The following is a 20,652-nucleotide window of genomic DNA, read 5'->3' as shown; positions in this document are numbered from 1 at the left end:
GGACCAATAGCAGGAAGCTGCTTGCAGTCCCTTTGTGCGTGTTTAAAATGAAAACGGATACATTCAGCTAAGGAGATGTATGTATGGAACTTAATATTAAAGATCATGGTGCGGTCGGCGATGGCGTTACTCTTGATACGATTGCAATTCAAAAAACAATTGATGCCGCGACCGCTGGTGACAAAATTGTTTTACCGGCCGGCATTTATCTGGTTGGCTCAATCTTTATGAAAAGTGAGCTGCAGTTGGAATTTAAATCTGGTGCCCAATTATTAGGGAGTAAAGACATTGCTGACTACCCAGAAATCGACGCACGGGTGGCCGGTGTAGAAATGAAATGGCCTGCTGCAATCCTTAACGTACTGGAATGTCACGACGTGAAAATATCTGGTCCTGGTATTATTGATGGGCAAGGTCCGCATTGGTGGAACCTTTATTGGGGTGAAGACAAAAAAAGCGGCAAACGCAAATGGTACGACGAACATGACCTCCGCTGGATTGCTGACTATGAAATCAAACGACCACGGGAAATCCTTGTTTACAAGTCACAACAAATTGCCGTTAGTGATGTCACACTGCAGTATTCTGGCTTTTGGAATCTACAGCTCACTTATTCTGATCACGTCGATGTGCATAACATCCGTGTTTGCCAAAATTATGGTCCTAGCACAGACGGCATTGATATCGACTCTTCAACAAATGTGCGCGTGCATAATTGTCAGTTAGCTTGTGGCGACGATTGTATTGTGATCAAGTCTGGTCGCGATGGCGATGGCTTGCGCGTCAATAAAATTTCCGAGCATATTGAAATCGATCACTGCCAAATCTACTCCGGTTACGGCGTTGTTATCGGCAGTGAAGTCTCTGCTGGCGTCCGTGACGTTTACATTCACGATATTAGTTTTGACAACTCAGATTGCGGTTTCCGCATGAAATCATCGCAGGACCGGGGTGGTTTTGTCGACAATATTCGCGTTGAAAATCTCACTATGAATAACGTTCAGTTCCCATTTTCATGGCTAATGAGTTGGCATAACGAATATAATCGCAAGGTGCTTAACGGCAAAAAAGAGATTCCTGATTTTTGGCTAGCAGTTGCGGAACAAATTCCAGAAAATCAGAAGAAGACTAAAGTTAGCAATATTACGGTCAAAAACGTTACTGCTACATTGGCCAAAGACTACAGTTTACCGGCGCGCGCTTTTGATTTAAAGGCCTTTCCGGATAAACCTATGGCCAATATAACCTTCAGTAATGTTAAAATTGCCGCTAAGGAATTTGGTCATATTGAAGCCATCGATAATTTACAATTCGATCATGTGACCGTTGACGTGCAGCAGGGGAATAACGCGGTGAACGATGAATTTGATAATCGGTAAATGAAAAATGCCCGTCTATTCTGCAGGTTCTTTCTGAACTTTGTCTGCCAGCTGAGCTAGTTAGCTTCCATTACGTCGCCAGTGGACGGAACGAGTGCGACTTGAACTTGGCGATCTTTGCCATAGTTCAATCGACAACGGGAAGCACGTTCTATTGGGCGGTTAAGTGCTAAGTCCCTGATACTTTTCAACTTTAGTTGTTAAAAACGAGTGACAGTGGCGCGTTGGCGAGCTAATTTTCCCTGAATAAAAACAAAAGCAGGCGACTCCATTTCAGCAGTCAACGGTTGAACGTTCAAGTGTTGATTTGTTTAAGTGGCAAAGTTAGTGGTAATCAGAATACAAAACACCGATAAAACAGGCAGAAAACTGTTTTATCGGTGTTTTTATGTGCATATAACCTATTTTAAAACTACGAATCACTATAACTGCCGGTTAACCCTAATTGAGCCACCTAAACGTTCAATCTAATTCACGAAATAATGCTCAAACGCTGCCAAAGGTGGAATGGAGGCGCTGGCGTTATCAGCTGTGTCGATGGTACTTGGTGACCGTGGTCGCCTAGTACCATGCGCGGCTGGCAAGATCCATTTTCTTTTCCGATTGGGCTTAATTGGAAAGAAAATTAGCTTGCCAACGTGCCACGCGTTCCATACGCCAGCGCCGGAATGGGACTAAACTAACTCTGCCTACGAGTTAATAGGATAGCCCAGCTTCGGAAAGAACCTATTTTATAATAGGCAGGCATTTTTTAGTGCAAACGATGCTTTAATTTGTGGAAAATATGTTGATCAGCCCAGCCGGTGACCGGGCCTTGCGTAATCAAAGAAATAACAGTACCAACATTGAACGCTAACAAATTACCACTTAATGCCCAAGCAACTAGTAAAACTAGAATTGGTGGAATATAGCTAACGTATTGCGCGATGGCAGCTTTGCCATTGAAAAAGTTGAAACGCAAAATGTAACTGAGATCATCGTTGGGATGCAGAATAAGATTGACCCGTTGATAAATTGATACCGCCACACCAATCAGCACCACACCGATAATATCAAGGACGATCCGCGTGGGCATGCTCAACGACATAATGCCAGCTTTTTCCATAACTGCAGTAAATTGTTGAACTAAGTAGCTAAAAGGCGAGATGTAGAGCAGGTTACCGACTACCCGGCGCCAATTAAGTTGACGAATCAAAATGGCGTTGATGAAAATAACCGCAAAGCCATAAATAAAGAGAATGACACCTAAGCCAATGTGCGTGTACGACGACAAATTAGCTGCTGATGCGGTCCAAATGGCACTCCCTAAATTTGTGGCCACAGTTAGCGCATTAGCAAATGCATTTAACAGAATTGAAAAAACGAAAAAAGCCAGACTTTCTATTGCCGTTAACCGGCGCAACCCCGTATCTGTTGTAATCAATGGTCTACTTACCCCTTAATCTAATTTTCTACAGCTTAGCAGACCAGATTTGATTTAGCGAATAAAACAACGATAAACGATAAAATCGACCATAAGAACTAAGAATGTGCAACAAGTAAGTGTGGCTCATTAAAAAATTGGTCTAGTTGTTAGCAATCGAATTAAGTTAAGAATGAAAAATGTTAAGTTAAAGTGATTTACCAATTGTGAATGATTGCACATTATCCTAAAATCAGGTATCCTTATTATATAAGGGCATTTATTTTGATTATAGCTAATAGTATTTTAATACTACAATTAAATGTTCAGCTTGTTTCATGATATTATATTGGATAATTATTTAGTTGAACAATTGGTTTACTTTTTAAGGCTGTTATCTTTAATCGCGCCCTTAAATGAGCAATGGTTTGAAATGGAGGGACTTGTACGTGCGTAGTTTTAGCTATATTGGCTTAAAAAATTATTTAGCCACCTTAGAAAACTTTAGTGAAGTTGAAGTTATCGTTATGGAAAGTCCAAGTCGTAGTTATCAAGTTTGTCTGCATAAGTTGCAAGACTTGGAACGGCTGACAACTAAGGCAATTTTTAATGTCGATTGCCAAGCCATCAAGCAATGACCAGCTATTAGGTCGCCAAAACAACCAGCTTAGTGCTTGCCACTAGTGCTGGTTGTTTTTTAGTCCCAATAGCCTTGATGGACTGCGGCGGCTTGCACTTCTAGCTCTTTAAACGGTCCCACAACAGTAATATTTTTTTGACCATGGCGGTAAATTTCGCGCGTTGGCAAATCAAAAGTTGGATTCACGTCGTTACTACCGGTAAGCTGCAATAATCGGCGCTCTTCCATGGCGTAAACAACACGGCCAATATTAGCCCAATAAATCGCACCAGCACACATAACGCAAGGTTCTGCAGTGGTGTATAAGCTATATTGCCACAGGTCGGCTTTGCTGTATTTGTGGGAGGCGCGGGCGGCAAGAGTGCATTCTGCATGACCAGTACAAATGTGTTCGGTTAACTCAATGTTACCTTGTTCCATTAAAATTTCGCCATTCTGGTCGGCGAGTAGGGCACCGAATGGCGTATTACCGCTATCGCGGGCTGCTTGAGAAATTTTGATGGTACGGTGTAATAGTTTTTGATCGGTTGCGTGATCAATCATTGGTAAAATCTCCTTTTTAGTCAAAAATCGTTTTTTTACCTTCTACTACTAAGCCTGCTACAATCATCACTACCGTTAACAAAATCAGCGCTAATAATAATAGGGTCCATGAATGTAGCCAACCATAAACTAGGCCAAATGATACTGGGCCAACTGCAGCTAATAGATAGCCCATTGCTTGTGCCATGCCTGAAATGGCCGCAGTTTCAGCTGCCGAGGTGGCTTTTAGGCTGAACAGTGTCATACACAGGCCAAACATGCTAGTGCTGGCAACGCCAAGAAAAATACAAATCAGTGTCAGATACCAAATGGCGTGGCTTGGGATTAATAAGCCAGCTAGGCCACAAATAAATAGGAAACCAATTAACCAAAGTAAACGTTGTTGACGGTCGACGCGGGCGGTGTAACGTGGCACTAAATAAGCCGCAGGTAAGGCAGCTACTTGAAATAAGCCTAACATTAGACCAGCAGTAGTCTGGGGTAGACCACGACTGATCATGATTTTTGGTAACCAAGTTAAAATCGTGTAGAACAGCAGTGATTGAATGCCCATCGTTAGTGTCATCCACCAAGCCCCTGGCGTGCGCCAAACCGAAGCTTTGCCCGCAGTGATTGCTGGCGGCAATAGTCGATGATTTAGGCGCAAGTTAGGCAACCAAGCTACGGCAATTAATAATGTGAAAATAGCTAAACTTTGTAAAACACCTTGCCAGCCGAATTTCACCGCTAAAGGAGCGCTGGCACCAGCACCAATTGCACTGAATAAGGTCATTGAAAATGTGTATAAGCTAGTGATTGGGCCGATACGATCAGGGAAATGATCAGTAATAATGGCTGGGACTAACACATTGGTAAAGGCAATTGCGATGCCAATGAACAAAGTACCGATCAGTAATAAATTAGTGCTAAAAACACGGGTGAAATTACCTAAAGTCAGCACTAACAGGGCAATTAAAATAGTGACCTCATTGCCTAAAATACTGGCGATCCGCGGAACAAAAGGCGACAAAACAGCGAAACATAATAGTGGAATCGTGGTTAAACTACCTAACAAACTAGCTGGTAGTTGAAAACTCTTTTGAATATTATCGAGAATTGGCGGAATTGCAGTCAGTGGCATGCGTAAACTGGTGCCTAGCGAAATAATGCCTAATAATAGCCAACGGTAACGCTTTTGCATAAACTGGCACACTCACTTTCTGATTTTAGAACATAAAAAAATTATTGATGCATATGTGAATAATATAACCGATTATCAGTCAATAGTAAACGCTTGCTTTTTAAACTGAACGTCAAGTGGTTAAAGGTGCATTATTTTTGCCGACTGCGTTTTTTCACAAGGCTGTTAGATATTAATATACGTAAATTAGCGTTATTTGATTTAAAGTTGTAAGCATCAGTTGCAAATTTAACCGCTTCCATCTTTATTTTGCCGCACTTCTATGCTAAGCTTTAGGTTCAAACTAACTCGGAGGATTTTATTTTATGAAGATTGTCGTACTTGCGGGTGGACGTAGCCCAGAACGCAACGTATCATTGTCATCCGGCGCCAAAATCACCAATGCACTGCGGGAAAAAGGTCACGCTGCCGTGTTGATCGATTTATTTTTAGGTGACACGCTAAGCGATGTTCATACAGTGGCGGAAGTTTTTCAACGGCCAGCACCAGCAGCTGACTATGCGATCAGCGAAGAAATCATTACTAATGACGCCATCGATGCCTTACGAACGGACGCCACCAAGGGGCTATTTGGTCCCAATGTATTAGAAATATGTACCGCCGCGGATATTGTGTTCTTGGGCCTGCATGGTGAAGCTGGCGAGAATGGCAAGGTCCAAGCTACTTTTGATCTGTTTGGTATTTGTTATACGGGTAGTGATTTTATTTCGTCAGGCGTTACCATGAACAAGCGGCTAGCTAAGCAGCTATTGCTACAAAATAAAATCACAACGGCGCGCTATGCCACGGTTAAAGTCGGCCAAGCAACACCAAAACTGGATTTTAATTTTCCGATAGTGGTTAAGCCTGCTCAGGGTGGGTCCAGTATTGGGATGGAAATTGTGTACGATCAGGAGACGCTAGTAGCGGCCTTGACCACAGCTTGGCAGTTTGATAATGAGGTGGTGCTTGAGGAATATATTGCTGGGCGCGAATTCTCGGTTGGAGTACTTAACGGGCAGGCGTTGCCGGCAATTGAGATCACAGTGGCTGATGGCTGGTATGATTATGAACATAAGTATCAGGATAACGGCGCCACTTACCAGACGCCACCACAGATTCCCGCTGCAGTTCATCAGCAAATGCAGGCGATGGCGCTACAAACAATGGCAGCCTTAGGACTGACTAACTATGGCCGCATCGACTTTTTATGGGATGGGACGACGATTTATGTCATTGAAGGTAATTCGTTGCCAGGCATGACACCGCACTCGTTGCTACCACAAGAAGCGGCCGCGGTTGGCATTAGTTATGCTGATTTATGTGAGCAAATCATTGCTGGTAAATTAGCGCAAGGAAAAGTATAATACGCTTGTGAATGCATATTTCAAAAATGTAATCGCTATCTTAATTGATGTGCTTTAATAAAGTTGGGAGGCTTTTTTATGAGCAAGGTTTTTCTATCCGCGAAGTTGCCAGCTGCGACAACCCAGATTTTAACTGATCATCATTTTGACGTCCAAATATATGCCGGTAACGGCTTGATTTCACACGCAGAATTATTAGCTAATGTGCGTGATATTGATTTTCTGATTACCCCATTATCGACTCAGGTTGATGCTGAAGTTATTGATGCTGCGCCAAAATTGAAATTGATTGCTAATTTTGGTGCCGGTTTTAATAATATTGATGCTGCTTATGCTCGAACCAAAGGAATTGCAGTGACCAACACGCCGGCAGTTTCCACCAATTCAGTGGCGGAAGTGACGGTTGGCTTGATGCTAGCTTTAAGCCATCGAATTGTTGAAGGCGACCAGCAAATGCGGACTACTGGTTTTCCTGGCTGGGCACCACTGTACTTTTTAGGGCATGAAATTGCTGGTAAAACGCTAGGTATCGTCGGTTTTGGTAATATTGGCCGTGAAGTTGCGCGTAAAGCACGCGCATTAGCAGTGAACGTTCAGTACTGGCAGCCACATCGCTTAACGGACCCTGAAGAGCGCAGTTTAGGTGTGACTTATGTTGAATGGCATGAATTGGTGACTAGTAGCGACTTTATCAGTATTAATGCGCCACAAACGGCAGCCAACCACCATCAATTTGATGCCTCTGTTTTCCAGCAAATGAAGTCAACCGCTTATTTGATCAATGTTGGGCGCGGGCCAATTGTTGACGAGGCAGCATTGCTCACAGCGTTGCAGCAACATGAAATTGGTGGTGCGGCACTGGATGTTTACGAACATGAACCTAAAATTACCGCGGGTTTAGAAAAATTGACCAATGTGATTTTAACACCGCATATTGGGAACGCAACGGTTGAAGCCCGGGCAGCAATGGGAACAATCGTTGCGAATAATGTTGTTTTAGTTGATCAAGGGCAAACCGCTAAATTTGTTGTGAATCCTTAATTTATCATTTCGGTAGCTAGGTCACTAAGTCGATCTAGCTATTTTTTTTGCGATTTTTTCAGAAATTAATATAAGCTTACTTGAATTTAAAACTTTTTTCATACATTCTTAATATAATTATAATGAAATCTAAATTCAATGAAGGAGTTGTACTGAATGATAAGTAAAAGACACCGAATTAGCGCTATATTTACGGTTATGCTATTAATGTTAGTCACTGTTGGTTTATCTGGCTACAAATTCGATGTGACTCAATAAAGGCTTGCTTTTTCTATTATGTACTAACATAATAGACGTGAGGTGAACGTGATGGTCGAAAAAAAACAACCGCTGCATCAACAAATTGCAATTGATCTGCGACGTAAAATCCAAAATGGCACCTATCCTGAAAAGCAATTGATTCCTAAAGAAGTGGACTTAGCCCAGCAATATCAGGTTAGTCGACCAACCATTCGGCAAGCAGTTCAAACGCTGGTCGATCAGGGCTTTTTGGAGAAGCGTAAACACCGCGGTACGCTGGTTAAGCGGGCCAAAATTGAGCAGGCATTTACCCATGTGATCAGTAGTTATAATCAGGAAATCGATCAAACGGGGATGCAGCCGCAGACCAAGGTGTTGGTATTCAAAACAGAGCCAGCTAGCGCTGAAGTTCGGCAGCAATTAGCCTTACCGGTAGCCGCAAAAGTGTATAAGTTAGTGCGTTTACGGTATGCGGATCACACGCCGCTAGTTTTAGTCACCACTTATTTACCTCAGACACTATTGCCACAATTGGCACCACTGGATTTTAGCCAAGTGTCTTTGTACGCAAGCTTAGCACGGCTGCATCACACTGTCGTGCACGTACGGCGTAAGTTAGAAGTTTTAGTGGCTGATGAAACTAGTGCTGATTTACTGGATACTAAAGTAGGCGCGCCACTGTTTTATTTTCACACTCAGGGTTATACCCGCGATGAACAACCAATTGAATATTCGATTGCGAAGTACCGTGGTGATTTAAATTACTTCCGCTTAGATATCGACCAAAAAACGCCTTGAACTATATTCAAGACGTTTTTTTGAGCCAAGTTAACGCTGTTTTAAAGCTTCAATAATTTTGATCCCAGCGCTGGTGCCGATTCGCTCGGCGCCGGCGTCGATCATTGCTAAAAAAGTGTCCGCATCGCGAATGCCCCCAGCTGCCTTAACCTTGACCTTATCACCGACTGTTTGTTTCATTAGGCGAACATCTTCAAGCGTGGCGCCGCCAGTACCGAAACCAGTTGACGTTTTAATGAAGTCCGGTTGAACCGCCTTAGCAATTAAGGCTAGCCGCTTGATTTCATCCTTGGTCAGATAGCAATTTTCAAAAATCACTTTGCAGGGGAGGTTGTGCTGATGACAGCAAGCAACCATCTGGGTCATTTCAGATTTGATGTAGTCATAATTGCCGTTTTTAACTTCGGTTTGATTGAGCACATAGTCGATTTCTGTTGCGCCATTTTTAATGGCGTCCTCAGTTTCAAATACTTTAGCGGCAATTGTGGTTTGCCCCAGTGGAAAACTGATTGCTGCACCAACATCAATATCAGTATCAGCTAAATATTCCGCGCAACGTTGGGATTGAACTTGATTGATTGCAACCATTTTGAAGTGATATTGTTTGGCTTCGGCACAGAGTTTTTGCATATCTGTTGCTGCGGCATCGGCATGTAAATTGGTGTGGTCGATCATGCGGGCATAACGATCTAATTGTTGTGGTGACATAAGCAGGCTTCTTTCTATATGTAATTACATATAATGATAAACCGTTTTCTTGTGTAAGTCAAATTAATGCTTGACGGTGTTGGCTAAACAACGTAGAATGATTAGAAAATGATGAGAAAAGGTGTTGCTATATGTCTGTTGAAAATGTTCGTCACTATTTTGAACAATTTGGTATTAGTCAACGAATTGTTGAATTACCTGAATCAAGTGCCACTGTGGCTATGGCGGCTCATGCATTACATACCCAGCCAGAGCGAATCGCCAAGTCGCTGACCTTTGCGGTGGCTGATAAACCAGTTATGGTCGTAATGGCCGGGGATGCGCGGATTGCCAATCCCAAATTTAAAGCACAATTTCAGGTTAAGGCGCGTATGTTACCGCGCGAACAGGTTGAGTCGCTGATTGGCCAACCTGTTGGCGGTGTTTGCCCATTTGCCGTTAAAGCAGGTGTGGCGATTTATTTGGATCAATCATTACGCCGGTTTCAAACTGTTTTCCCAGCAGCCGGCAGTACTAACAGTGCCATCGAATTGAGTTTACCAGAGTTGGAACAATATTCGCAGGCTAAAGGCTGGATCGATATTGCCAAAACAGCATAAAAAATCAGCGCGCTTGAGATAAAGTCGAGCGCGCTGATTTTTTGGTAACATAAAAGCCGCGCGCAATTCACGCGGCCTTTAAACTGGATCAGTCAGCAAATGGTGCTTTGCCTAAATAAGCGCTGATCATCCAAATATTCTTATCAGTTTCATCTTTGAAACCATTTAACATGTCTTGGGTTGGGAAATCCTTTTCAGCATCGGTGACTTCAATACCCTTTTGATATTGATCACGTAAATACTTGAATTGGTTAACTAAACGTTGCATGAATTCAGTCATTGTTAATTGGTCGAATTCAACCTTTTCATCAGGTAAACCAGTATTTTCGATGAATTCGTGAGTTGTTGCAACAGGACTGCCGTTTAGGGCGATTAAGCGTTCTGCAATTTGATCGAGTTGTTCACTAAGCTGGTCACCATACTCATCCATTAATGGATGCAGACGGAAGAAGTTTTCGCCGCGCATGTACCAGTGTGTTTGTTGGACGTTGACCTTTAATTGGCTGATATCAGCGATCAGTTGATTAAGTTGCGCCTTAGATTTTGGAAAGTCATAATTGTAAGTTGTCATGATTAACCCCTCTTCTTATTATTGGTCACAATAATACTATAACAGTTTAGTAAGCGTTTTACAAATCAGACGCTTGTTGCCCACTGCTGATATAATTGTGCAATAATAGCGACGCTGTGACAGGTGATTGCCGGCGTCATTATTGGGCTAGTTAATTTTTGTTGCCGCCATAATTGATTGAAATGGCGAATTTCAAAAGCGAATTCGCTGTTTTGTGTAACTTGCAGTTCAGTGACTTTTCCCCCAGCAGTGTACAGAGTGGCGTGATCAGATTTCCAATAATCAGGGATGACGACTTTGCCACGTGTGCCGTAAATGATCATACGACTAGCTAATGGCGTTTTGGCGGTAATGAACAAGTGAACGAGTATAGCTTGTTCGGTTTGCAGCACGACATCACTTTGCCAATCAGCTGCTGGTGCCGGTGGCTGGCATGCACCGCTGTAATGACTAAATTGTTGGCCAAGTAAGTATTGAATATAATCCAGTGGGTAGGCGGCACTGCCGTGAAATGCGCCACCGCCGGCCGCTAGATCATTGAACCAGCCGATATCAGTACCACCAGGGTGATAACTTTGGGCATCGATCCAGCTAATATCGCCGATTGAACCAGCATCCAGTAATTGCTTGATTTTTTGCGTTAGTGGTAAGAACACAGCCTTTTGCGCCGCCATTAACGTGCAGTGATGCTGTTTGGCAAGCGCAAATAATTCCTGAGCTTGCGCCAACGTCAATGTAAATGGTTTTTCTAGCAGCACACTTTTCCCGTGTTCAAGCGCTAATTTGGCGCCAGCATAATGGCCGCCGTTGTACAGCGGAATGTAGAGCACATCTAAATCAGGATCAGCAACTAATTCAGCGTAACTACCGTAGGCGCGGGGGATGTTGTTGGCTTGGGCAAAACTTTGCGCACGACTTAGATGACGTGTGCCGATTGCTAATACCTGCGCTTCACCAGTTTCGCGTAAACCCGCCAAAAAGCGGGGCGCAATTTGTGCCGCACCCATAATACCGTAATTGATCAATTTCAGCGTGACCACTTCCTTAATTAGATTAAACCTAGCAATTTTGCGGGTATTTGTAAAGTAGAACAAAAAACACGCCAAGATCAGCGTGTTTAAAGTTCATTAAAATTGGCCATTGGGAATGCCTGGACCAGTATTGCTCTGGGTGCCATCAGTTGTACCAGCACCGTAATCGGTCGTGCTACTGCTTTCACTGCTAGTGTTGCCGTCGCTATAAGTGCCAGTACCATAATCAATGGTACTATCTGAGCCATAAATCGTGTACGTGGTGTTATTGATACCATCAAAGTACGGATTTTCTTTATTCAGCTTCGTTTCCTTATTGCTGACGGTTTCGGCACTAAGGTTTAACTGTTTCCGTAATTTCTTGGAAACACGGTTGATTTCTTTAGTTGAAGCAATCTGGTAAGAACTGCCATTGATGTACGCATCTTGACCTTGCAACTGGTCAGAAATCATCGTATTAGCTGCGGAACGGTAATTGGTAGCTAGGCCCTTCATATCAGAGAAGCTCAAATCAGTTTGTAAATTCTTTTGTACGACAGTCAGAATCTTTTGGTAGTTGGCCACGCCGTTTAGCGACAATAATTTTTTGGTGACTGCTTTGATAACTTGTTGCTGCCGTAGTTGGCGGCCATAATCGCCTTTAGGATCGTCATAACGCATCCGGGCAAAGGAGAGCGCCTGCTTACCATTTAAATGGTGCGTGCCTTTTTTGATCGTAATGTTATTAAAAGTGAAGGTAAGGTTGCTGGTAACTGTGACCCCACCAACAGCATCGACTAATTTAGCTAAACCACCCATATTGATGGTCAAGTAATAGTTGATTGGGATGTTGAGCAGGTTACTAACCGTTTTCTTAGCAGTTTTGGCGCCACCAATTTCATAGGCTGAATTAATTTTTTGAATGCTAGTTTCACCAGCAGCTGTCATTTCGGCCATTGTATCGCGCGGGATACTGACAAAGGTGGTCTTCTTCGTAGTTGGATTAATAGTGGCAACGATCATCGTGTCGGAGCGACCTTTATCCGTTCGACCATCGGCCCCAGTATCGATCCCGAGTAAAAGAATTGACAGCGGCTTTTTTTGTTTGACCACTGCCGATGCTTTACTATCGCTATCACTAGCCTTATAGATGTTATCAGCTGTTTTTTTAGTTTGGTAATAGGCATAACCAGCAAAGCCACCGCCCACTAATATAATAACGGCAACAATGGCAAGTAAAATTTTGGGCCAACGCCTAGTTTTTTTTCTGTGCAACATAAATTGATCCCTTCTTACTTCACGAATTTAGGTAAGTTTATTAGCAAAGTGCGTTACTAAGCTGTTGCGGTGGTCACCATTCTGATGGTAAAAAATTAAGGCGCACAATTGTCGTTAGTACAACTGCGCTCCTCAAATCCTGCGCCGCTTATTTCTTAGCAATTATAGCAGGTATGACTTAAAACAAGCTTAAATATTTCCATAAGATTACATGTCTTTTAATCGTAATATAAAAAAAGGCCGTGGCATAAGTGATCTGGTTCTGCCTGAAAGCTGGCTGTAGTGCTAATGTTGCGTACAGCCAAACTTCAGAAAAAACTAAAATTATGTCGCAGTCTCATTTTTATTGCCGAATATTATAGTTCAAGCGTAGCTAATGTTTAGGAGCTAACCGTTCTTACGGCACATCACTTTTCAGTTGTGGTCGATTCTGGCGGTAGTGCGAGCGTCCGTGTAACCTTGAACCAACTGATATAGGCGTTTTCAACGGCACCAACGGTAAAAGTGAAATCAGCGAGGGTGAAAACATCACCTGGCTTGACTGCCGGATGATCCTTCATAATGTAGCCAGTTAGTGTCACTAAATCAGAATCGTCAAATTCACGGCTTTTAACATTAAAGTAGCGTTCAAAATCATAAAGCGTAATTTTACCATTGACGCGGTAGCTACCGTCACTTTGTTTTTCAACATATTCTTCAGATGGAATCTCATTTTCATCCTTAACAGTACCGAATAGTTCTTCATAGATATCTTTGTCGGTGACGATCCCACTGGTACCGCCATATTCATCGACGACAACCACGATTGGTGTGCGCTTCTGGACCATTTGTGCGAGAACATTTTGTAACGAAGCTGTTTCAGGAACCGTGATGATATTACGTAATAATTTGCTGACCCGAATTTGGTCACTGGTTTCAGCTTGTTTGATCAAATCATAATTGTAGACGTAGCCAATGATTTTGTCTTTATCGTTGTCTTCAACTACAGGGAAGCGGCTAAAACCGTTGGCAATATACATTTTGATCGTTGCAGCGACAGTTGTGGTAACGTCCACAACTATTAGCGACGTACGATCGACCATGATATCTTTGGCGATTTTATCGTTCATTTCAAAGGCGCGTTCCATATAAATATAGTCATTACGCTCTAATTGTCCGCCAGTTACGGCATTTCGCGATAATGATAGAATTTCGGCCTGCGAAAAGTTTTCATTTTCCTCATCAGCTGGTTTTAAACCAATCAAACGAACAACACCGCTGGCTGAAGTGTTAAGCAACCAGACGAAAGGATAGAAAACTAAATGAAAATAGCGTAGCGGCGTCGTGATGAACATCATCGTCGGCAGTGGCATGTCGATACTAATATTTTTCGGGACAATTTCGGTAAAGACAACTTCTAAGTAAGTTAAGACAATAACACCGAGTACCGCACCAACTGCATGTAGTGCAGCAGGATTCATTAAATGGCTCAGGTTGAACACGTCGACTAAAATCGTTTCAACCGTGGATTCACCGATCCAGCCTAAAATGATTCCGGCAACACTGACCCCAACTTGGGTGGTTGATAAATATTCATTTAAATTATGCACCATGTGCAACGCGGTTTTAATCTTTTTCGATTGGCCACCACGTTTTTCTAATTCTTCTTCAAGTGCGCTTGGCCGAGTTTGTACTAGGGCAAATTCAGAAGCCACGAAAAACGCCGCAAACAAAAAGGTGATCAACATAATGATCAAATTTACAGCGATTTGACTACCAGTCACAATCATTCCTCATTTCAATCAATTTAGAACGCGTCCAGCTAGGGCAGCTTTATACCAATTAGTTATAAAACTAATGAATCAATTTTCCGCACAGGCTAGGCTGGACAACGGTTAAGCTAATTTTGGTGTAAAGCAATTTACGCCATAGGTCTCACTACCATATTCTAACATGTTTAGCTGACAAATTAAGTATTTGCAAGCAATAAGTCAGATAATTGATGTTACTATCATAAAATCAATAGGATAACATTATCGCACTTAATGACAGAATGTACAGTTATTTTTAAAGTGTGTCATGTAGCTTACACCTTTTAATTAAACGTTAAATCGGTCGCAAGTCGGTGGTTAGTTGGTCTAAGTCTGGTAAAGTTAGATTATTGACTGAAGATTAGCAGGTTTGAAGGATAAGAGGAGAGCTTAAACATGATCGTTACCATTATTATTGCGGTGATCTTAATTATGGCAGTGTACCGCGGGCTAAAGCGCGGTTTGATCATTCAATTACTTTATACACTAGGTTATATAGGTGTTTATATTTTTGCCCGCTTGACGGCGCCAAACGTGAGCGCTTGGTTAGCCACGTGGTCTGGCAGTGCGGCAGCCAGTTTAGGGGTTACTAACACAATTGCCTTTTTGATGATGATCGCGCTGGGGTGGTTTATTGTGCGAATGTTGGCGCGGTGGTCACGGCTGATCACTTGGTTGCCAGTGATCAAGCAAGTTAACGGTGTTGCCGGTGCGATAGTAGCTTTTGTACTAAATTATTTAGGTTTATTTATCGTGTTGACTGTGTTGAATTTTATTCCGAACACAGCCGTACAAAATCAGATTTCGCAATCAAGTGCGGCACAAGTTATCATCGATAAAACACCGGTGTTGACTAGTCAGCTATTACAAAAGTACTTATTCAATGATGAAAATAACGATAATAGTGATAGTTCTTCAACCGCCACTGATGAATCGATGTCGGATCAATCGGGTGAAGTAACCGCCACTGATACAGCTGCAATTTGAACTAAATAACTAACGCGGTAGCCGCTAAATGGCGCCGCGTTTTTTTGTGGGTTACCAAAATACAGGTGGCACACTATTTTTATAACTGCATTTTTAGGAAATAAAAAGCGCACTGTCAATGCTAAGTGGCGGATAGCATTTAGCGTTTGTTGAACGAATTTGCTGCGTTTTTCTTATTATTTTCACTTACGAAAACTTATTTTTTCTGCTAGACTAATCATTTGTGTTTGGAAATCAGTTTTGATTTACGACATAACATTAAAAAAAGGGGGAATTTTTCAATATGAAAAATTTCACAGAGGCTAAACGTTTGCCGATCATGGCTGGTTTACTCATTGGTGGCTTTATTGGTATGTTTAGTGAAACGGCACTTAATATTGCACTATCACCCTTATCGACTAAATTAGGAGTAACCACAGGTACGATTCAGTGGCTGGTGATTGGTTATCTATTAATGGTGGGGATTGTTTTACCACTGTCAGGCTTACTAACGCGCTGGTTCACGACACGGCAATTATTAATTTTTGCATTATGTGATTTTATTGTCGGCGCTTTGATTGCCGCTTTATCATCGACTTTTGCGTTCTTATTTATTGGTCGGTTGATTCAAGGTATCGGAACTGGTATTTTGTTACCACTGATTTTCACCGTTGCCCTAGCAATCTATCCCTTAGATAAACGTGGCTCTGCAATGGGATTGATTGGCTTAACGATCATGTTTGCACCAGCGCTTGGACCAACGGTGGCTGGTCTAATTTTAGGTGCGCTATCTTGGCAATACATTTTCTGGGTCATGATTCCATTTTTGGTCGTTGCTTTGCTCATTGCAATCAAGTTTACTGAAAACGTTGTGCCAATCACCAAGCCACATGTTGATATTTTATCGATTCTTTTATCGACACTCGGTTTTGGCAGTGTAGTTGTTGGGATTAGTCTAGCTAGTAATAAAGGCTGGACTTCAACAATTGTTCTAGGTAGCTTATTAGTCGGCATCGTCGCATTATTTTTCTTTGTTCGGCGGCAATTAAAGTTACCGGCACCAATTTTAAATGTTAAGGCTTTTGCTCATGGCGGTTTCTCATTAGGGACTGGCCTAGTCATGGTTGATTTTATGATCATTATGTCGTCAATGTATTTATTACCAATTTATTGGCAACGAGCGTTAGTAGTACCAGTTGCACTAACTGGGATGTTGATGTTACCCGGCGGTTTATTTAACGCATTCATTTCATCCATCTCTGGTCGTCTATACGATAGTGTCGGCCCACGGAAGCCGGCAATGCTAGGCTTTTTAGTAAGCATTGTTGGGGCATGAATGCTATTTTTCAGTAATGCTAATTCTAGTTATTTCTATGTTGTGTGTGCGCACATTATCTTAATGATCGGTGCACCGTTGGCAATGTCACCATCACAAACCCACGGATTAAATGCGTTGCCACCACAGTTATCACCTGATGGTAGTAGTATTATGAATACGTTAGAACAGATTTTTGGCGCCATTGCGACCGCTTTGGCGACTAGCTTACTAGGTGCCGGCGAGGCTGCTAGTAATGCCACTGGTGCTGTAAAAGTCGCCAGCGGCACGCATTATGGTTTTGCGCTAACAGTTGGGTTAGCCGTAATTGGTTTTATTCTGACTTTTGCCTTACCACGGAAACAAAAGAATGTGGCATAATTGCATTTGAAAACGCAACGTTGACAGTTGATTTGACTGGTAGCGTTGTTTTTTTGTTTAATTTCCATCATTTAACCCGATTTTCTGCTATCATTAAGGTTAAAATCGGGTGAAAGAGGTTACCAGTTAATGGATAAGCGCAAGGCATTAATCATACTGCAAGATCTATTGAAAATTAAATCGGTGAATAACCATGAAGCCCAAGTGGCTGATTATATTAAGTTACAATTTGACCAATATCCTGCGGCACAAGTAACTGTTGTTAACTATGCGCCGGGGCGATCGAATTTAGTGATCACGATCCATGGTGATCAACCGGGTAAAACGCTAGGCTTGTCAGGCCATTTAGATGTCGTTTCACCTGGTGATATTGGCGCGTGGCAACATCCCCCATTTGCTGGTGAAATGGACACGGAAAATGTTTACGGCCGTGGTGCTAGTGATATGAAAGGCGGCTTGGCAGCGCTGATTTACGTGCTATTAGACTTGTTAAAGCAGAAGCGCTCCTTTGCCGGTACAATTCGCTTATTTGCCACTGTCGGTGAGGAAACCGGTAATTATGGTGCCGCGCAGCTAACGCGCCAAGGTTTCGCTGATGAACTGGATGCGTTGATCGTCGCTGAACCGAGCCAGTTACAAGTTGAATACACGCATCGCGGTGTGATTGATTATGAGCTAGCGGCAACTGGTAAGGCTGCGCACAGCGCTAATCCAACGGCAGGGAATAATGCAATCGACCAGTTATTTCGTTTTAATACAGCGATAAATGAGTTAATGGCGCCGAAAACGCAAGTTGATCCTGTTTTAGGCCCGTTATTACATAATGTGACCCAGATTGCTGGTGGGGAGCAGATCAATTCAATTCCCGCGCGGGCGCGTTTGTACGGTAATATTCGAACAACACCACTTTACCCCAATCAGCCTTTAATGGCGGAGATCGAAGACTTAGTGGCGCAATTAAATGAACAGCCGGAAAATGAATTACAACTAACCTATCACTATCCGGAAAGTCCGTTGCCGGGTAATCCGCAAGCACCATTTGTTCAACTATTCCGCAAAGTTGCTAGTAACACATTAGGTCATCAGGTTGCGGCAGTCGGTGATGGTGGGGCCACGGATGCGTCGGAATTTATTCGTGCAGCGCAGAAATTCCCAGTAGTTATTTTCGGTCCTGGTAATGAAAGTGGGCACCAAGTTGATGAGTACGTGGCAATCAAAGACTATTTGGCCGCGATTACGATTTATCAGCAAGTGATTTTACAATTCTTACGGTAATCAAAAACGAGCGTGTGACATAAGTGAAATTATGTCATACGCTTGTTTTTTTAATTGTTGTTAGTCAGTTAGTGCTGCGTTCACTCGGCTACTTTTGTTAAGGTACTCTGGGTTAAAAAGTGTTGCAGTTTATCAGCGGTTGGGTAGCCGTCGTTATCACCGGGATGCTGTACGGCCAAAGCGCCAATTGCATTACCACGTTGTAGCGCGGCTTCAATCGATAGCCCTTCTAGGCGGGCAGTGATAAAGCCGACAGCAAAGCCATCACCGGCACCGACCGTGTCGACAACGTTAGCGACTTTAAAACCAGGTACAAAATAACTGCGTGTCTTTGTTTTGGCGAAGACACCCTTAGCGCCAACCTTGACGATCACTAATTTAGCCCCTTTAGCGAGGTAGAAATCTGCGATCACATTAGGATCAGTGCTACCTAGTAAGATTTGCCCTTCATTGATACCGGGCATCACAATATCGGCTTGCCCAGCAAAGTCGTTGATCGTCGCCACCATTTCAGCTTCCGAAGCCCACAAGGCTGGCCGCAGATTAGGGTCAAAAGTGGTCGTGATCTGCAGTTCATGGGCTTTGGTGATCAAACGTTGAAAGGCAGCACGGCTACTACTAGATAGTGCTGGGAAAATACCGGATAAATGAATGTGCTTGATTCCAGTGAAGTCAATATTGTCGATTGCGGTTGCAGTTAACTGTGCGGCAGCCGAGTTTTTGCGGAAATAAAAGGTGTTCGGATCACCGCTGGAAACTTTTTCTTTAAGTTGGTAACCTGTCCAGGCTTTAGGGGTGGTCGTGATATTATCAGTGGCAATTTTATTGGCTTGAATCGCGTTAATGATAAACTCGCCAAACGGATCCTGACCGACTTGAGTCACATACTGGCTGGAATGACCTAACCGTGAAACACCTACGGCCACATTTAATTCAGCACCAGCCAAAAATTTGTGGAATTGAGTTGCGTCAGCCAACGGCGTATCTAATTCCTGTGCGGCAAAAACCACTAGTGGTTCGCCAATTGTTAAAAATTCACTCATTATAAGCTCACCTCGGTATTATTATTTTTTAACTGTTGCGGCTTGTTTGATGGTTTCTGCTTGCGGTGCCTTAAGATCAACTTCGACTGAAGTGGATTCAGTTGCATCGGTTTCAAAACGCTGACGGTATTTAGCGGGAACGATTGGTAAACCTTTGCGGCGTGCACGCTTTTCAAAGTACATTGTGACGATTGGCGTTAGAATCGAGGAAACTAATACGCTGGTTGCAACGATAGCGGTGGCCGAGGCAGCAGTGCTAGCAAAATCACCATTGGTTGAAGCAATTGCGTAAGGAACAGCTACAGCGGCGCCGGCAGTGGAGGAAGCGGCCCAACCGGCGACACCATCGGATTTAGTGAAGAAACGATCGACAAAGGCCAAGGTAGCGCCGGAGACTAAGACAACTGCAAAGCCCATAAATACGCCGACGAAGCCAGATCTAATAATCATGCCAAAATTCAAGCTATAGCCAAGTGTGAAGGCGAAAAACGGTACTAAGGCGGGGACTACTGGCCCAAACATTTTACGGAAGCTATTATCTAAGGAGCCTAGGCTGATACCAATAACGAAAGGAATCAAGGTTGAAACTAAAGCTTGCCAAGGGAAGGAAGCAATTCCGGCAACGCCTAGAGTGACCATCGTCATAAATGGACCTGATTCAATACTGATAAAAGGGAAACCTGCCGCGTCTTCTTTACGCCCTAGCGAGGTCATCAAGGCCATGTATAAGCCGCCGTTAGTTTCATTAAAGGCGGCAATCACGGCTAAAACAGATAGGCCGGTGAATAAACCAGAAGTAATACCACCTTTGGGCAGTAAGGCATTTAGCGTCACGCCTAAGGTTGCCGCAACGAGAACCTTCGTAACCAGTAGCGAGAGTCCTTTTTTAGCAATATAGCTTGTTTGTTTTAAGTTGATCGTCGTGCCGACTGAGAAGAAAAAGATAAACAGGATCACTGAAGTTCCGGTTAAGTAACTACCGGTGAAGCCGCCGTAGAATTTATCAACGCCAGGCCAGAGTGTATTGACTAAGGTGCCTAGAAATAGGGGAACAACCATCATACCGCCGGGGATTTTTTCAATACTTTTTTTAATTTGCATCGGACGAACCTCCTGAAAATTGACTTAATTTTTAATTCACAATTAT

At 43.0% G+C, this 20,652-nt stretch carries 20 protein-coding genes; 10 read left to right on the top strand and 10 right to left on the bottom strand.

Translation table 11 applies throughout. From position 1 onward, the window contains the following. Positions 1 to 83 precede the first annotated feature (83 nt). A complete protein-coding gene (locus EKM80_RS01675) occupies positions 84 to 1,379 on the top strand; it encodes a glycoside hydrolase family 28 protein (protein WP_125551389.1) in 1,296 nt (431 codons plus the stop codon). 751 nt (positions 1,380 to 2,130) lie between these two features. Here EKM80_RS01675 and EKM80_RS01670 read toward each other — a convergent pair. Continuing rightward, positions 2,131 to 2,802, bottom strand: a complete 672-nt coding sequence (locus EKM80_RS01670) for a YczE/YyaS/YitT family protein (protein WP_125551388.1) — start codon at positions 2,800 to 2,802, stop codon at positions 2,131 to 2,133. 428 nt (positions 2,803 to 3,230) lie between these two features. Between EKM80_RS01670 and EKM80_RS01665 the strand changes: the two genes are divergently transcribed. Continuing rightward, positions 3,231 to 3,419 (top strand): hypothetical protein, encoded by a 189-nt coding sequence (locus EKM80_RS01665; RefSeq protein ID WP_125551387.1) that lies wholly within the window; start codon positions 3,231 to 3,233, stop codon positions 3,417 to 3,419. A 59-nt stretch (positions 3,420 to 3,478) separates the two neighbouring features. On the opposite strand, the gene EKM80_RS01660 is transcribed toward EKM80_RS01665, so the two are convergent. Both EKM80_RS01660 and EKM80_RS01655 read right to left on the bottom strand, forming a co-directional pair. Next, positions 3,479 to 3,964 (bottom strand): nucleoside deaminase, encoded by a 486-nt coding sequence (locus tag EKM80_RS01660; RefSeq protein ID WP_125551386.1) that lies wholly within the window; start codon positions 3,962 to 3,964, stop codon positions 3,479 to 3,481. 16 nt (positions 3,965 to 3,980) lie between these two features. Continuing rightward, positions 3,981 to 5,144: a CynX/NimT family MFS transporter gene (locus EKM80_RS01655; protein ID WP_125551385.1), complete on the bottom strand. Its 1,164-nt coding sequence runs from the start codon at positions 5,142 to 5,144 to the stop codon at positions 3,981 to 3,983. Positions 5,145 to 5,449: 305 nt separating this feature from the next. Between EKM80_RS01655 and EKM80_RS01650 the strand changes: the two genes are divergently transcribed. The 3 genes from EKM80_RS01650 to EKM80_RS01640 all read left to right on the top strand — a co-directional run bounded on the left by EKM80_RS01650 (position 5,450) and on the right by EKM80_RS01640 (position 8,569). Beyond that, complete coding sequence (locus EKM80_RS01650; protein ID WP_125551384.1) at positions 5,450 to 6,490, top strand: D-alanine--D-alanine ligase family protein; 1,041 nt, start codon at positions 5,450 to 5,452, stop codon at positions 6,488 to 6,490. A 78-nt stretch (positions 6,491 to 6,568) separates the two neighbouring features. Beyond that, on the top strand, positions 6,569 to 7,531 hold the full coding sequence (locus tag EKM80_RS01645; protein ID WP_125551383.1) for a 2-hydroxyacid dehydrogenase family protein: 963 nt from the start codon (positions 6,569 to 6,571) through the stop codon (positions 7,529 to 7,531). A 309-nt stretch (positions 7,532 to 7,840) separates the two neighbouring features. Then, positions 7,841 to 8,569, top strand: coding sequence for a GntR family transcriptional regulator (locus tag EKM80_RS01640; RefSeq protein WP_125551382.1), 729 nt, complete (start codon positions 7,841 to 7,843; stop codon positions 8,567 to 8,569). A gap of 30 nt (positions 8,570 to 8,599) precedes the next feature. Here the strand turns inward: EKM80_RS01640 and deoC are convergent, their stop codons facing one another. Continuing rightward, complete coding sequence (gene deoC, locus EKM80_RS01635; protein WP_125551381.1) at positions 8,600 to 9,277, bottom strand: deoxyribose-phosphate aldolase; 678 nt, start codon at positions 9,275 to 9,277, stop codon at positions 8,600 to 8,602. 131 nt (positions 9,278 to 9,408) lie between these two features. On the opposite strand from deoC, the gene EKM80_RS01630 reads away from it, so the two are divergent. After that, positions 9,409 to 9,876: a YbaK/EbsC family protein gene (locus EKM80_RS01630; protein ID WP_125551380.1), complete on the top strand. Its 468-nt coding sequence runs from the start codon at positions 9,409 to 9,411 to the stop codon at positions 9,874 to 9,876. A gap of 88 nt (positions 9,877 to 9,964) precedes the next feature. Here EKM80_RS01630 and EKM80_RS01625 read toward each other — a convergent pair whose 3' ends face one another. The 4 genes from EKM80_RS01625 to EKM80_RS01610 form a co-directional block, all read right to left on the bottom strand. Next, entirely contained in the window at positions 9,965 to 10,447 is a 483-nt protein-coding gene (locus EKM80_RS01625) for a Dps family protein (protein ID WP_125551379.1), read from the bottom strand. A 65-nt stretch (positions 10,448 to 10,512) separates the two neighbouring features. Beyond that, positions 10,513 to 11,541, bottom strand: coding sequence for a Gfo/Idh/MocA family protein (locus tag EKM80_RS01620; RefSeq protein ID WP_225418777.1), 1,029 nt, complete (start codon positions 11,539 to 11,541; stop codon positions 10,513 to 10,515). Positions 11,542 to 11,574: 33 nt separating this feature from the next. Continuing rightward, complete coding sequence (locus EKM80_RS01615) at positions 11,575 to 12,735, bottom strand: LCP family glycopolymer transferase (RefSeq protein WP_125551378.1); 1,161 nt, start codon at positions 12,733 to 12,735, stop codon at positions 11,575 to 11,577. A 407-nt stretch (positions 12,736 to 13,142) separates the two neighbouring features. Continuing rightward, a complete protein-coding gene (locus EKM80_RS01610; RefSeq protein ID WP_191985918.1) occupies positions 13,143 to 14,498 on the bottom strand; it encodes a hemolysin family protein in 1,356 nt (451 codons plus the stop codon). Positions 14,499 to 14,921: 423 nt separating this feature from the next. Between EKM80_RS01610 and EKM80_RS01605 the strand changes: the two genes are divergently transcribed. The 4 genes from EKM80_RS01605 to EKM80_RS01595 all read left to right on the top strand — a co-directional run bounded on the left by EKM80_RS01605 (position 14,922) and on the right by EKM80_RS01595 (position 18,462). Beyond that, positions 14,922 to 15,512, top strand: a complete 591-nt coding sequence (locus EKM80_RS01605; protein ID WP_125551376.1) for a CvpA family protein — start codon at positions 14,922 to 14,924, stop codon at positions 15,510 to 15,512. Between the two features lie 283 nt (positions 15,513 to 15,795). Further along, positions 15,796 to 16,827, top strand: coding sequence for a DHA2 family efflux MFS transporter permease subunit (locus EKM80_RS01600; protein ID WP_386699132.1), 1,032 nt, complete (start codon positions 15,796 to 15,798; stop codon positions 16,825 to 16,827). Beyond that, a complete protein-coding gene (locus tag EKM80_RS15165) occupies positions 16,828 to 17,187 on the top strand; it encodes an MFS transporter (protein ID WP_386699131.1) in 360 nt (119 codons plus the stop codon). Between the two features lie 129 nt (positions 17,188 to 17,316). Continuing rightward, the gene (locus EKM80_RS01595; protein ID WP_125551375.1) at positions 17,317 to 18,462 is read left to right on the top strand and encodes an ArgE/DapE family deacylase; all 1,146 of its coding nucleotides are present in this window, start codon (positions 17,317 to 17,319) and stop codon (positions 18,460 to 18,462) included. Between the two features lie 80 nt (positions 18,463 to 18,542). Here the strand turns inward: EKM80_RS01595 and EKM80_RS01590 are convergent, their stop codons facing one another. Both EKM80_RS01590 and EKM80_RS01585 read right to left on the bottom strand, forming a co-directional pair. Next, a complete protein-coding gene (locus tag EKM80_RS01590; protein ID WP_125551374.1) occupies positions 18,543 to 19,505 on the bottom strand; it encodes a sugar kinase in 963 nt (320 codons plus the stop codon). Between the two features lie 21 nt (positions 19,506 to 19,526). Beyond that, positions 19,527 to 20,606 (bottom strand): 2-keto-3-deoxygluconate permease, encoded by a 1,080-nt coding sequence (locus EKM80_RS01585; protein ID WP_125551373.1) that lies wholly within the window; start codon positions 20,604 to 20,606, stop codon positions 19,527 to 19,529. Positions 20,607 to 20,652 lie beyond the last annotated feature (46 nt).

Source organism: Loigolactobacillus jiayinensis (assembly GCF_003946445.1).
Classification (GTDB): Bacteria; Bacillota; Bacilli; order Lactobacillales; family Lactobacillaceae; genus Loigolactobacillus; species Loigolactobacillus jiayinensis.
The sequence above is the reverse complement of the archived record's forward strand: the minus strand, read 5'-3'. Positions and strand labels throughout refer to the sequence as shown.

What these genes read in the sequence shown, in the direction of transcription:
- EKM80_RS01675 (WP_125551389.1), top strand. Translation starts at nt 84, where the DNA reads ATGGAACTTAATATTAAAGATCATGGTGCGGTCGGCGATGGCGTTACT.
- EKM80_RS01660 (WP_125551386.1), bottom strand. Translation starts at nt 3,964, where the DNA reads ATGATTGATCACGCAACCGATCAAAAACTATTACACCGTACCATCAAA.
- EKM80_RS01655 (WP_125551385.1), bottom strand. Translation starts at nt 5,144, where the DNA reads ATGCAAAAGCGTTACCGTTGGCTATTATTAGGCATTATTTCGCTAGGC.
- EKM80_RS01650 (WP_125551384.1), top strand. Translation starts at nt 5,450, where the DNA reads ATGAAGATTGTCGTACTTGCGGGTGGACGTAGCCCAGAACGCAACGTA.
- EKM80_RS01645 (WP_125551383.1), top strand. Translation starts at nt 6,569, where the DNA reads ATGAGCAAGGTTTTTCTATCCGCGAAGTTGCCAGCTGCGACAACCCAG.
- EKM80_RS01640 (WP_125551382.1), top strand. Translation starts at nt 7,841, where the DNA reads ATGGTCGAAAAAAAACAACCGCTGCATCAACAAATTGCAATTGATCTG.
- deoC (WP_125551381.1), bottom strand. Translation starts at nt 9,277, where the DNA reads ATGTCACCACAACAATTAGATCGTTATGCCCGCATGATCGACCACACC.
- EKM80_RS01630 (WP_125551380.1), top strand. Translation starts at nt 9,409, where the DNA reads ATGTCTGTTGAAAATGTTCGTCACTATTTTGAACAATTTGGTATTAGT.
- EKM80_RS01625 (WP_125551379.1), bottom strand. Translation starts at nt 10,447, where the DNA reads ATGACAACTTACAATTATGACTTTCCAAAATCTAAGGCGCAACTTAAT.
- EKM80_RS01615 (WP_125551378.1), bottom strand. Translation starts at nt 12,735, where the DNA reads ATGTTGCACAGAAAAAAAACTAGGCGTTGGCCCAAAATTTTACTTGCC.
- EKM80_RS01605 (WP_125551376.1), top strand. Translation starts at nt 14,922, where the DNA reads ATGATCGTTACCATTATTATTGCGGTGATCTTAATTATGGCAGTGTAC.
- EKM80_RS01600 (WP_386699132.1), top strand. Translation starts at nt 15,796, where the DNA reads ATGAAAAATTTCACAGAGGCTAAACGTTTGCCGATCATGGCTGGTTTA.
- EKM80_RS15165 (WP_386699131.1), top strand. Translation starts at nt 16,828, where the DNA reads ATGCTATTTTTCAGTAATGCTAATTCTAGTTATTTCTATGTTGTGTGT.
- EKM80_RS01595 (WP_125551375.1), top strand. Translation starts at nt 17,317, where the DNA reads ATGGATAAGCGCAAGGCATTAATCATACTGCAAGATCTATTGAAAATT.
- EKM80_RS01590 (WP_125551374.1), bottom strand. Translation starts at nt 19,505, where the DNA reads ATGAGTGAATTTTTAACAATTGGCGAACCACTAGTGGTTTTTGCCGCA.
- EKM80_RS01585 (WP_125551373.1), bottom strand. Translation starts at nt 20,606, where the DNA reads ATGCAAATTAAAAAAAGTATTGAAAAAATCCCCGGCGGTATGATGGTT.